General features: G+C 59.5%; 12 protein-coding genes. All 12 read left to right on the top strand.

The annotated features are described in order from the left end of the window. Window positions 1-9 precede the first annotated feature (9 nt). Window positions 10-903 (top strand): acetylglutamate kinase, encoded by an 894-nt coding sequence (gene argB / locus CRD18_RS05045; protein ID WP_005511727.1) that lies wholly within the window; start codon window positions 10-12, stop codon window positions 901-903. 59 nt (window positions 904-962) lie between these two features. After that, the gene (locus CRD18_RS05040) at window positions 963-2,168 is read left to right on the top strand and encodes an acetylornithine transaminase (protein WP_187406562.1); all 1,206 of its coding nucleotides are present in this window, start codon (window positions 963-965) and stop codon (window positions 2,166-2,168) included. Window positions 2,169-2,174: 6 nt separating this feature from the next. Further along, the gene (gene argF / locus CRD18_RS05035) at window positions 2,175-3,116 is read left to right on the top strand and encodes an ornithine carbamoyltransferase (RefSeq protein ID WP_187406561.1); all 942 of its coding nucleotides are present in this window, start codon (window positions 2,175-2,177) and stop codon (window positions 3,114-3,116) included. Window positions 3,117-3,120: 4 nt separating this feature from the next. Further along, complete coding sequence (locus CRD18_RS05030; protein WP_005511719.1) at window positions 3,121-3,603, top strand: arginine repressor; 483 nt, start codon at window positions 3,121-3,123, stop codon at window positions 3,601-3,603. Window positions 3,604-3,652: 49 nt separating this feature from the next. Then, window positions 3,653-4,852, top strand: coding sequence for an argininosuccinate synthase (locus CRD18_RS05025; RefSeq protein ID WP_070652652.1), 1,200 nt, complete (start codon window positions 3,653-3,655; stop codon window positions 4,850-4,852). 45 nt (window positions 4,853-4,897) lie between these two features. Then, window positions 4,898-6,337: an argininosuccinate lyase gene (gene argH / locus CRD18_RS05020; protein WP_016422893.1), complete on the top strand. Its 1,440-nt coding sequence runs from the start codon at window positions 4,898-4,900 to the stop codon at window positions 6,335-6,337. Between the two features lie 517 nt (window positions 6,338-6,854). Next, window positions 6,855-8,006 (top strand): hypothetical protein, encoded by a 1,152-nt coding sequence (locus CRD18_RS05015; protein WP_069359382.1) that lies wholly within the window; start codon window positions 6,855-6,857, stop codon window positions 8,004-8,006. Window positions 8,007-8,012: 6 nt separating this feature from the next. Beyond that, a complete protein-coding gene (locus CRD18_RS05010) occupies window positions 8,013-9,644 on the top strand; it encodes a VWA domain-containing protein (RefSeq protein ID WP_187406560.1) in 1,632 nt (543 codons plus the stop codon). Next, on the top strand, window positions 9,631-10,278 hold the full coding sequence (locus CRD18_RS05005; RefSeq protein WP_049189983.1) for a hypothetical protein: 648 nt from the start codon (window positions 9,631-9,633) through the stop codon (window positions 10,276-10,278). Before CRD18_RS05010 ends, CRD18_RS05005 begins: the two co-directional genes overlap by 14 nt. Beyond that, the gene (locus CRD18_RS05000) at window positions 10,268-10,441 is read left to right on the top strand and encodes a Trm112 family protein (protein ID WP_016422889.1); all 174 of its coding nucleotides are present in this window, start codon (window positions 10,268-10,270) and stop codon (window positions 10,439-10,441) included. The genes CRD18_RS05005 and CRD18_RS05000 overlap by 11 nt, the downstream gene beginning before the upstream one ends. Continuing rightward, window positions 10,442-11,092 carry a DNA-3-methyladenine glycosylase gene (locus CRD18_RS04995; RefSeq protein ID WP_049189982.1) on the top strand — a complete coding sequence of 217 codons (651 nt, stop codon included), beginning with the start codon at window positions 10,442-10,444 and terminating at the stop codon, window positions 11,090-11,092. A 12-nt stretch (window positions 11,093-11,104) separates the two neighbouring features. Then, window positions 11,105-12,409 (top strand): tyrosine--tRNA ligase, encoded by a 1,305-nt coding sequence (tyrS, locus tag CRD18_RS04990; protein ID WP_187406559.1) that lies wholly within the window; start codon window positions 11,105-11,107, stop codon window positions 12,407-12,409. Window positions 12,410-12,703: the final 294 nt, after the last annotated feature.

The following is a 12,703-nucleotide window of genomic DNA, read 5'->3' as shown; positions in this document are numbered from 1 at the left end:
GACTCTGCAATGGTTCACCAGTTGACCGAAGGGCTGTCCTTCGAACAGCGGGCACATGTGCTGGCGGAAGCCCTGCCGTGGCTGCAGCACCACCGTGACAAGATTGTGGTGGTCAAGTACGGCGGTAACGCGATGACCGACCTGAAACTGAAGAAGGCCTTCGCGCAGGACATGGTTTTCCTGCGCACCGTGGGTGTGAAGCCGGTGGTTGTCCACGGTGGCGGTCCTCAGATTTCGTCGATGCTCAAGCGCCTGGGGCTGGAGGGAGAGTTCCGAGGCGGTTTCCGCGTCACGACTCCGGAGGTCATGGAAATTGTCCGCATGGTTCTCTTCGGGCAGGTCGGCCGCGAACTAGTGAACCTCATCAACGCCTACGGGCCGTATGCGGTAGGTACCTCTGGTGAGGACGGTGGCCTGTTCACCGGTACTCGACGCACGGTAAACGTCGGTGGCAAGGAGACAGATATCGGGCTGGTTGGCAATATCACCGAGGTGCACTCGGAAACGCTATTGGACCTGATTGATGCCGGCCGTATTCCGGTGGTCTCCACGATTGCGCCGTCCGCTGACGGCAAAGAGGTCTACAACATCAACGCCGACACGGCAGCAGGTGCACTGGCATCGGCAATTAACGCGAACCGTCTGGTGATTCTGACTAATGTCGAGGGTCTCTACACGGATTGGCCGAACCGCGATTCGCTGGTGTCCAAGATTTCCACTTCGCACCTGCGAGAAATCCTTCCGACGCTGGACTCGGGCATGATTCCGAAGATGGAGTCCTGCCTGAACGCAGTGGATCAGGGAGTGCCTGCGGCCCACGTTATCGATGGCCGCCAGCCACACTCGGTGCTGCTGGAGCTGATGACTTCCGGCGGTATCGGCACAATGGTAGAGCCCGGATAAGGCAGAAAAAGACGGACAAGAATTTACCTACACACACGTTAGGCAGGTCGAAAGACGACATGAGCGACTTCAAGCAGCAGTGGCAACACACGATGATGAACAATTACGGCACGCCGCGCATTGAGCTTGTGCAGGGTAAGGGCGCTATTGTCACGGATTCCGAGGGCAAGGAATACCTGGACCTGCTCGCCGGTATTGCAGTCAACGCGTTGGGTCACGCGCATCCGGCGATCGTGGAAGCCGTGTCCAAGCAGATTTCCACGCTGGGGCACGTGTCCAACATTTTCGCCTCTGAGCCGCCACTGGCACTGGGTGAGAAGCTCATTGAGCTCACTGGCTGGGACACCGATGACACCCGGGTTATGTTCTGCAATTCCGGCACCGAGGCCAACGAGGCTGCATTCAAGCTGGCGCGTTTGACGGGGCGCAACCGTATTATCGCGACCCACCACGGGTTCCACGGCCGCACCATGGGAGCACTTGCCATGACCGGTCAGCCGGACAAGCGCACCCCGTTCGAACCGATGCCGGGTGGAGTCGAGTTCGTGCCCTACGGTGACATTGACTTCCTTACCAAGACCATCGAATCCGATCCGTTGGGTGTCGCAGCGGTGATTCTGGAACCAATTCAGGGTGAGACCGGCGTGGTCGCACCGCCAGAGGGATACCTCGCCGACGTCCGCGAACTGACCAAGCGCTTCGACGTCCTCATGATTGTCGACGAAGTGCAGACCGGCATTGGCCGTACCGGCCAGTGGTTTGCCCATCAGCACGATGGCATCGTGCCGGATGTTATGACCCTGGCTAAGGGGCTCGGCGGCGGACTGCCGTTGGGCGCTGTCATCGCTAACGGCCGCGCAGCAGAACTGTTCACCCCAGGTGCGCACGGCACCACCTTCGGTGGCAACCCGGTCTGTGCCGCCGCTGGTTTGTCCGTTATCGAGACGCTGGAAGAAGAAAAGCTGCTCGATCGAGTCACCGAGAAGGGCAGAGTCCTGGCTCGCAAGCTTGCGTCGTTAAACCATGTCGATCACGTGCGCGGTCGCGGCTTCATGCTTGGGCTGGTGCTGTGCGAGAACCTGGCGAAGGAAGCAGTTAACGCCGGTTATGAGCGCGGTGTCATTCTGAACGCGCCGCAGGCGAATGTGCTGCGAATTGTGCCGCCGCTGAACCTCAGTGATGAGGAAATCAACCGCGCCGTCGAGTTGATTGATGCCTGCCTGAACGACGCCGCCGAGGCTGTCGCCAACAATGGAAGGAATTAGGAACTGATGCTCCGTCATTTTCTCGCCGATGATGACCTGACTCCACAGGAGCAGGCTGAGGTGCTGCAGTTGGCTGCAGAGCTGAAGGCAGCGCCGTACTCCCGCCGGCCGTTTGAGGGGCCACAGTCGGTTGCGGTGCTGTTCGACAAGACGTCGACTCGTACCCGTTTCTCCTTCGACGCTGGCATTGCGGCTCTGGGCGGCAACGCGATTGTGGTTGAAACCGGAAACTCGCAGATGGGCAAGGGTGAGACCTACCAGGACACCGCTGCTGTGCTCAGCCGTTTTGTCTCGGCAATCGTCTGGCGTACCTACGCACAGTCAGGGCTGGAGGCCATGTCTGAGACCGCGACGGTGCCGATTGTCAACGCGCTTTCCGACGAGTTCCACCCGTGCCAGATTCTCGCTGACCTGCAGACCATCATCGAGCACAAGTGCCCGGAAGGAGGCCAGGCGGGACTGCGTGGCAAGAAGGCTGTCTACTTCGGCGATGGTGCCAACAACATGGCCAACTCCTACCTAGTAGGCTTCGCCACCGCAGGGCTGGACGTCACCATCTGTGCACCGGAGACCTTCCAGCCGGAGCAGGTCTACGTCGACCGCGCCAAGAAGGTCGCGGAGCAGACCGGTGCGGCCGTGGCCGTGACCGCAGACGTCGATGAGGCCATTGCCGGTGCCGACGTTGTCATCACCGATACCTGGGTCAGCATGGGGCAGGAGAACGACGGCCTGGATCGTCGCACTCCGTTTCTGCCGTACCAGATCAACGCTGAGCTGATGGCGAAGGCAAATGAGGATGCCATCTTCCTGCACTGCCTGCCGGCATACCGCGGCAACGAAGTTACTGCCGAGGTCATCGATGGCCCGCAGTCGGTAGTCTTTGACGAGGCGGAAAACCGCATGCACGCTCAGAAGGCGTTGCTGACCTGGCTGGTGGAGAGGCAGTAAGGTCATGACCGCAGCACAACCAGGTTCTCGCACAGCTCGGCAGACGCGCATCGCTGACCTGTTGGCGCAGCATCACGTGTCCAGTCAGGTTCAGCTCGTCGAGCTGCTTGCCGACGAAGGCATTGAGATTGCGCAGGCGACGTTGTCCAGAGACCTCGATGAGCTGGGCGCCCGAAAGATTCGCGATGGAGCCAACGGTTCGCGTTATTCCATCGTCGAAGATGCACTCGCTGTCTCCAGCGGGGCAGTGGCCAGGATGCGGCGCGTTTTAGACGAGCTGCTGGTCTCCATTGATCATTCGGGCACCATCGCGGTTGTGCGTACACCACCGGGAGCCGCACAGTATCTAGCCAGTGTGATTGACCGTGCGGGACTCAAAGAAATCGTTGGCACAATTGCGGGAGATGACACCGTAATGTGCCTGGCTAGAGAACCACTTTCCGGCGCTGACCTAGCCCAGCGTCTAGCCGCCGGAACGAACCAGTAAACTATTTCACGAAATGCTTTAAAGCACCGATTAAAGGAGCGCTTACCCTATGACCAACCGGGTTATTCTTGCTTACTCTGGTGGCCTCGATACCACCGTTGCTATTCCGTACCTCAAGGAAATGACGGACGGCGAGGTCGTCGCAGTTTCTATCGATGTCGGACAGGGCGGCGAGGACATGGAGTCCGTGCGTCAGCGCGCTCTGGACGCCGGCGCTGTCGAAGCTGTCGTTGTCGACGCCAAGGACGAGTTCGCCGAGGAGTACTGCCTGCCGACCATTAAGGCCAATGGTCTTTACATGAAGCAGTACCCGCTGGTTTCTGCACTGTCGCGCCCGCTGATTGTTAAGCACATGGCGAAGGCTGCAGAGGAGTTCGGTGGCACCCACGTTGCTCACGGTTGCACCGGTAAGGGCAATGACCAGGTCCGTTTCGAGGTCGGTTTCGCCAACACCGCCCCGGATCTGAAGATTATTGCACCGGCTCGTGACTTCGCTTGGACCCGCGACAAGGCTATTGCCTTCGCTGAGGAAAAGGGTCTGCCAATTGAGCAGTCCAAGTCCTCTCCGTTCTCCATTGACCAGAACCTCTTCGGTCGTGCCATTGAGACCGGCTACCTGGAGGACCTGTGGAACGCACCAACCAAGGATGTCTACGCGTACACCGAGGATCCGACCCTGAACTTCAGCTCCCCGGACGAGGTCATCATCTCCTTCGAGGACGGTAAGCCGACTGCCATCGACGGCAAGAAGGTTTCCGTGCTTGAGGCCATCGAAGAGATGAACCGCCGCGCTGGTGCTCAGGGCATCGGTCGTCTGGACATGGTTGAAGACCGCCTGGTCGGCATTAAGTCCCGCGAGATTTACGAGGCTCCGGGCGCAGTTGCCATCATGACCGCACACGCAGCGCTCGAGGACGTCACCGTTGAGCGTGAGCTGGCCCGTTACAAGCGTCAGGTCGAGGGCGAGTGGGCCAACCTGGTCTACGACGGCCTGTGGTTCTCGCCGCTGAAGCGCGCGCTGGATGCCTTCATCGAGGAGTCCCAGAAGGGCGTTTCCGGTGACATCCGCATGGTCATGCACGCAGGTCACTGCAACGTCAACGGTCGTCGTTCGAACACCTCGCTGTACGACTTCAACCTGGCTACCTACGACGAGGGCGACACCTTCGACCAGACCCTGGCTCGCGGTTTTGTCGAGCTGCACGGCCTGTCCTCGAAGATGGCCGCAAAGCGCGACTTCAAACTGTAAAGATTCTCCAGAGCGACTAGAGCGAAAGGCCTATTGGAAAAGACAATGGTCGAAAAGCACGGTACCAACGAAGGCTCCCTGTGGGGCGGCCGCTTTGCCGGTGGCCCGTCCGAGGCGATGGCCGCATTGAGCAAGTCCACCCATTTTGACTGGGTGCTCGCGCCTTACGACGTTCTTGCGTCCAAGGCCCACGCCCGAGTGCTGCATGCCCGTGGGCTGCTCAGCGATGCCGACTTTGACACCATGATCGAAGGCCTTGATCAGCTCGGTCGCGACGTTGCCTCCGGCGAATTTGGTCCAGAGCCGACAGATGAGGACGTCCACGGTGCCATGGAGCGCGGTCTGATTGATCGCGTCGGCCCGGAGGTCGGCGGTCGCCTGCGCGCTGGTCGTTCCCGCAATGACCAGGTGGCAACTCTGTTCCGCATGTGGCTGCGCGATGCCGTGCGCGGCGTTGCACTGGATGTCACTGACCTGGTTGCCGCCCTGGTGGCTCAGTCCAAGGCACATCCGGATGCCATCATGCCGGGCAAGACCCACTCCCAGGCAGCGCAGCCGGTATTGCTGGCCCACCAGTTGCTGGCTCACGCGCATCCGCTGCTGCGCGATCTGGACCGCATCCGCGATCTCGACCGTCGACTGGCTGTGTCCCCGTACGGTTCCGGTGCGCTCGCGGGATCTTCGCTGCACCTGGATCCGGAGGCCATCGCGGAGGAGCTCGGCTTCGACTCTGCCACGGACAACTCCATTGACGGCACTTCTTCGCGTGACTTCGCCTCTGAGGCGGCTTTTGTCTTCGCCCAGATTGCTGTGGACATGTCTCGCCTGGCAGAGGAAATCATCTACTGGGCCACCCCGGAGTACGGCTACGTCACTCTGGCTGATGCCTGGTCGACTGGATCCTCCATCATGCCGCAGAAGAAGAACCCGGACGTGGCAGAGCTGACCCGCGGTAAGACCGGTCGCCTGATCGGTAACCTCGCTGGTCTTATGGCCACGCTGAAAGCGCAGCCGCTGGCCTACAACCGTGACCTCCAGGAGGACAAGGAGCCTTTGGTGGACTCGGTTGAGCAGCTAACCTTGCTGCTGCCGGCCCTGACCGGCCTGGTGGCAACGCTGACCTTCCACGAAGACCGTCTGCGCGAGCTCGCTCCGGCGGGCTACACCCTGGCCACGGACTTGGCTGAGTGGCTGGTCCGCGAGGGCGTACCGTTCCGCGACGCTCACGAGGCATCCGGCCAGTGTGTCCGCATCGCAGAGTCCAAGGGCGGTATCGGTCTGGACGAGCTTTCCGACGAGGACCTCGCCGGTGTCCACCCGGCACTGACTCCGAAGGTCCGTGAAGTGCTTACTATTGACGGCGCTGTCGCTTCCCGCGATACTCGCGGCGGCACCGCGGGTGTCCGTGTTGCAGAGCAGCTCGCTCGCGTTGACGAGAAGAATACCGAGCTGAAGCAGTGGGCTGAAAAGCCGGTTCGCGGCTAAAGCTGCTAGAGCTAGCAAACCTGCTAGCTCAGCTAAAGCGGCTAATTAATCGGTGTGCGGTCAATCGACCGCACGCCGATTTTTTACAGCCCGGGGGGGGGGAGAGTAGAAAAACCAGCAACCCGACAACTGATGACCCGGTAACTAGCAACCCGAAAAATTACGGGCTCCACGTGCGAATACGGGCTGCAAATGTGAAACTGTGTAAGTTTATGACACTTTCAGGCCATTTTTCAGGCCATTTTTGTCATAAACGTAGTCAGTAACTCGGCTCGACCCGCCGCCGCCAGTCATAAACGCAGTCAGTAACTCGGATCGATCCGACGCCACCAGTAACCTTGTAATGCCAGGGTGCCCCCCCCCGAAGTGACGCAGATTACTGATTATTTCTATATCTGTTGCCAGGTTTGGCCGGGTCTCTTACCATAATTTCATGGCGGAAAGTACGCGGTCGAGCGGTGGAAATCGCAGCTCACGAGATAAAAATAAAAATCAGAGTGGTAGCAAGAAAGGGTGCATGGGCCCGGGGGCAATTCTTGCAGTCATTTTGATTGTCATCGCGGCTGTTGCAGTCTATGTCGGTCGCGGCGGTAGTATTCCAGGTTTTTCTGGTGGCAGCTCCGGAGGAAACCGTGATTTCTTCGGTGGTGAAAAGACCGTCGTCAAGGCGATTGTTGGCTCTGAGAAAAAGCCCTTCTTCGAAGACAAAGAGGTCCAGAAGGCTCTTGCCTCTCACGGCTATGTGGTGGAAGTAAAGACGGCGGGTTCGCGTCGGATGGCCACGGATGTGGATCTGGATTCCTTCGACTTGGCATTCCCGTCGTCGGCACCGGCAGCGGAGAAAATTGCCGAGAAAATGAGTGGCGCTGAGCGGTACGACGTCTTCTACACACCGATGGCGATCGCTACTTTCGACAACATCTTGCAGGCATTGGCGCGGGAAAATGTTGCTCGCCAACAGGGCACTACGTGGCAGGTAGATATGGCAGCGCTGGCCACGATGCAGCACGACAATGTCCGCTGGCGTGACTTCGCGGAGAGCGATTATCCGTCGCCGCGCACGGTGCAGATGTCCACAACGGACATTCGTTCGTCGAACTCGGCCGCAATGTACTTGTCGCTCATGTCTTGGATTACCAATGAAGGCCGGATTGTGTCTGACAATGGGCAGGTCAATGCGGTCTTGCCGGAGCTCACCCCTCTGTTCACCGGCCAGGGGTACACGGAATCCTCGTCGGCTGGTCCATTTTCGGACTACCTCTCGCAGGGTGTCGGTTCGAAGCCAATGGTGATGGTTTACGAGTCGCAGTTCCTGGGGGAGAACAGTGCCCCGAACAGCCGGTTGAAGTCGGAAATGCGCCTGGCGTATCCATCGCCGACGATTCTGAGTACTCACGTGGCGCTGGGTTTTAACGACAATGGAGCTGCGGTCGCACGGCTCCTCGCCGAAGACCCTGAGCTTCAGAAGCTGGCGGCCAAGCACGGTTACCGCTCCAGCCAGCCTGAGGCGATGGAGGAATTCCAGACGCAGTTGAAGACGGGCCAGGAGGTCTCCACCGATTTTGTGGACTCCATTGATCCGCCGAGTTTCGACATCCTCGAGCAGCTTATTGAGGGTGTGTCCCGTGGATACCAGAGCCCACCGAGGCCGGAAACAGAAGAGGGGTAAAGCCGAATGAACATGGATAAGGCACCAACTGCCCTCCGCAAAATGCTTCTTGGCCTCGTCGGTGTGCTCGGCATCTTCGCTGTCGCGGCCTGCTCCGACGGTGGCCTGAACCTGCCGCTGGGCTCCGACGGGGAGAAGACCAACAAAGTCGACGTCGATTCTGACCTCAAGGGCTCGACTATGCGCATCGCCGGGGCCACGGAGCTTGCAGAGCTCCAGCCACTGATGCAAAAGGCCTCCGACGACCTCGGTTTTACTATTAACCTTGAGCTTCTCGACGGCACCGTGAAGAACAGCCACGCGCTTGTCTCAGGCGAATTCGACAACCAATTTGACGCCACTTGGTTTGCTACCAACCGGTACGTTGATCTGCTCGGTGGGGCTGACAAGCTGGGCGAAGCCAAGAAAGTCGCCACCTCACCCGTAGCGTTCGGTATCCATTCGGCGAAGGCTCGGGAGCTCGGTTGGGATACCAAGCAGCCGACGTGGGCTGAGATCGCGGAGGCTGCGTCGTCAGGCAAATTGGCCTACGGCATGACCAACCCCGCGGAATCGAACTCGGGCTTTTCCGGTGTGGTGTCGGTTGCGACCGCGTTCGCCGACACCGGATCGGCGCTGACTACGGGGGATATCAACCGCACCACGCCTGAACTGCAGAAGTTCTTCGAGGGGCAGAAGATGACCTCGGGTTCGTCGGGGTGGCTGCGCGACAAGTTCCTGGATGAGCCGGACTCCGTCGACGCGCTCATCAACTATGAAGCTGTGTTGCAGCAGATGAATAAAGAGGGCGCTGACCTGGAAGTTGTTGTTCCGAGCGACGGTGTCATCAGTGCGGATTACCCGCTGACGCCACTAGCTCAGCCGGCTAACGACCTTGCCGCGCGGCAGACGGAGGCACTCGGGCAGTGGCTGGAAGCGAACTCGCAGGTTCTCGCCGACCACTTCCTTCGCCCGGTCTCCGATGACGCCAACCTGCCGGAAAGCATGACCAACAGCGTCATTATCGAGCTGCCGTTCCCGGGTGATCGCGCAGTCACGGATCGTCTCATCGAGGCGTACGACAATGACCTGCGCGTGCCCGGAGAGTCGGTCTTTGTTCTCGACACTTCCGGTTCAATGTTCGGGGAGCGCATCGCTGATCTACAGGCGACAATGCGCGCAATCGTCGACGGCAGTGCACGCACCGAAACGGGAAGCGTGGGATTGCGAAACCGTGAGATCGCGACGATCCTGCCGTTCAGTACGAGCGTCGGCGAGCCCACGACCACGACAATTGACGGCCCGGAATCGCGCGCGCAGCTCACCGCCGCCGTCGATGGTCTGTACGCAGAGGGCGAGACGGCGCTTTACGACGCACTGATTCAGGCCTTCGACCTTCTCGGCAGCTCGGATAAGAACTCCATCCCGTCTATCGTGGTGTTGACCGATGGTCAGGTGACGTCGGGCAAGAGCTTTGCGGAATTCCGTGATTTCTACCAGTCCAAGGGCGGGAATCTGCCGCCGGTATTCGTCATCCGCTATGGAGAGGCGGATCCGGGAGAAATGCAGGAACTTGCGAACCTGACTGGTGGTAAGGTCTTTGAATCCCGTGAGACCGAGCTTGCTGATGTGTTCAAGGAGATTCGTGGCTACCAGTAAATCCTCCGGCACTTCTTCTGGCGGTGGCTTTCTCAACAGTCCCGCCAACATTGTCGGGCTCATCCTTGCCATCGCCGTCGTGCTGCTGCACCTGACCGTGGGGCTTGGTTTCCTGTGGCCGGTTGTTGCGATTGCCGCCTGGGGCGCGTCGGTTGCTTTGTTGCCGAGGCAGAGCAAAGGGGCTCAGAAGTCCGTTAGCTCGGCGCCGAAGCCTGAGGTCCCACAGCGTCGCCCGCTCAATCCATCTGAGCTGCGTAGGAATCTTCACCGGACATTGGGCAGGCTTTTCGATGCCCAGCCTGGCGAAGCTCTTGGCAACGCCGCAAATGACCTGGGTGCGACGCTGGAATCCGTCCTGAGCGAGTGGAAGTACCTCAAAGATTATCCCGAGCAGAAGGTGGTCATCGGCGGCATTATCCAGGAGTACTTGCCGCAGACAGTCAACTCCTACCTCGCGGTCCCGGAGCGTCTGCGTCACAAGGCCGAGAATCCGGCGCGGGAGTCCATCGACCTGTTGCATTCCGCGGTTCAGAAGATCCAGGATGCAATCGGTCAGGACAACCTGATTGCTTTGGAAGGTCAGCGTGACACCCTGGCAATTCAGTTCGGTAAGGTAGTGGACTATGAGCCTTGATCCGAAACTCCTTGAAATCCTCGCTTGCCCGCGTGACAAGGGGCCGCTTGAATACCTCGAAGACGAGCAGGTGCTGGTCAATCCTCGCCTAAAGATCGCCTACCGCATCGACGAAGGCATTCCGGTCATGCTTTCCGACGAAGCTATCGCCTGGGACAAGTAATTGCCTTTCCCGCTTCCCGACGGCTACAGCGTCCTCGACCGCACTGTGCTGTCGGGAGCTCCGATTGAGGCTGCGAAGACGCTGCTCGGCTGCGTAATTGTCATCCCCGCCGAGCATGTTATCGCCACCATCACGGAGGTCGAGGCCTATGGTGGCCCAGTTGACCAGCGCTATCCTGACCCGGCCGCGCACTGCTTCATGGGGCCAACCGCACGCAATCGCGCCATGTTTGGCCCGGCGGGGCATTGGTATATCTACCGCTCCTATGGCATCCACTTTTGCGCCAACATCACCAGCGCTACGGACGGCACGGGCGGGGGAGTATTAGTCCGCTCCGTACGCATTGAGCAGGGCCTGGATGCGGTGCGCCGTCGCCGCGGTGAAAAACCTGCGGTTGCGGGTCTCGGACGTGGTCCGGGCAATGTTGGTCAGGCGCTTGGCCTTGACTTAAATGACTATGGGGCAGATGCGCTGGATCCGTCGTCACGCGTGTTCGTGGCGCAGCCAGAGAGCATCAACCCGGATAAAGACATCCACGCGGGCCCGCGTGTGGGCGTTCGGCGAGCGGCGAATCGGCCTTGGCGGCTGTGGCTTCCGGACGATTCCGTCTCAGCCTATCGGCGCCACAAGAAGGCCGTTGAGGAGTTCTAGGTCACCCTCGCGGTGAACGTCGGCAAGCGAGACGTTACGATAGGGGACGTGACTGAACAGAACATTATCGACGAACTACAGTGGCGTGGCCTGATTAATCAGTCCACCGATGTTGACGCGCTGCGTGAGGCGTGCGAAAACCCCATTACTCTGTATTGCGGTTTTGACCCAACGGGCGATTCGCTGCACGCGGGCCACCTGGTTCCGATGATTATGTTGCGTCGTTTCCAGCTGGCCGGTCACCACCCAATTGCGCTGGCCGGTGGCGCCACGGGCTTCATTGGCGATCCGCGTGATGTCGGTGAGCGTTCGATGCTCAGCCAGGACACTATTGAGCACAACCTGGAGGCCATCAAGGGCCAGCTGCGTCGTTTCATTGACTTTGAGGGCGAGGCCCCGGCGACAATGGTCAATAATGCGGACTGGACTATGAACATGTCCGTCATTGACTTCCTTCGCGATGTCGGCAAGAACTTCTCCCTCAACACCATGCTCGATCGCGACACTGTGAAGCGTCGCCTCGAGTCTGACGGTATCTCCTACACCGAGTTTTCCTACATGCTGCTGCAGTCCAACGACTACGTGCAGCTGCGCCGCAACTACGATTGCGTGCTGCAGATTGGCGGCGGTGATCAGTGGGGCAACATCGTCTCTGGTGTCGATTTGAACAGGCGTATCGACGGCGCCAAGGTGCACGGCCTGACCGTGCCGCTGGTGACCGATGCGCAGGGTCAGAAGTTCGGTAAGTCCACCGGTGGCGGCAAGCTGTGGCTGGACGCTGAAAAGACCTCGCCGTACTCCTGGTACCAGTACTTCCTCAACGCGGGTGACTCGGTGGTTATTGACTACCTGCGTTGGTTCACCTTCCTGTCTCAGGAGGAAATCGCGGAGTACGAGGTTGCTGTTGCGGAGCGTCCGTTCAAGCGTGAGGCGCAGCGTCGTCTGGCGCAGGAGATGACCAACCTGGTCCACGGCGAAGAGGCCACCAAGGCTGTTGAGCTGGCAGCGCAGGCCCTGTTTGGCCGCGCTGAGCTGACCGAGCTGGACGAGGCCACCCTGGCGGGCGCCGTTTCCGAGACCGAGGTTGCGGAGATTGCCGAAGGCGAGCCACGTACTGCTGTTGACCTTCTCGTTGCTGCGGGTCTTGCCAAGTCGAAGGGCGAGGCACGCCGCACCATTAAGGAAGGTGGCGCCTACGCCAATAACCAGCGCATCGAGGACGAAGCGTGGGAGCCGGCTGCCGAGGACATGCTGCATGGCAAGTGGATTGTGCTGCGCCGCGGTAAGAAGAACTTCGCTGGTGTGAAGTTCGTGTAAGCGCTGGTTGGTCTCCGTGTAGGTGCATTGTTGATCTCTAGATCAATTGGTGTTTATGCAGCTTGATTCTTTTTAGGTAGCTGGGCTAAGGCTCCGGGCAGGCGAAGGGTTCGATGATTTCAGAATCATCTGCTCCTGGTCAGCTTGGAGCCTTAGTTGTTTTAAAGGGAGCGTAGAAGCCGAAGCAAAGGTGGTAGCGATGAGCGAAAGCTCCCGGCTTTCGTCACGGTGTGGGGACTGTCGGTCCTAATGAATCGTTCTACTCCACAGGCAAAACGCTAGTTCATATCCATC

Source organism: Corynebacterium sp. LK31, assembly GCF_014335015.1.
GTDB lineage: Bacteria > Actinomycetota > Actinomycetes > Mycobacteriales > Mycobacteriaceae > Corynebacterium > Corynebacterium jeikeium_D.
This window is presented reverse-complemented; position numbering and strand designations above follow the sequence as displayed.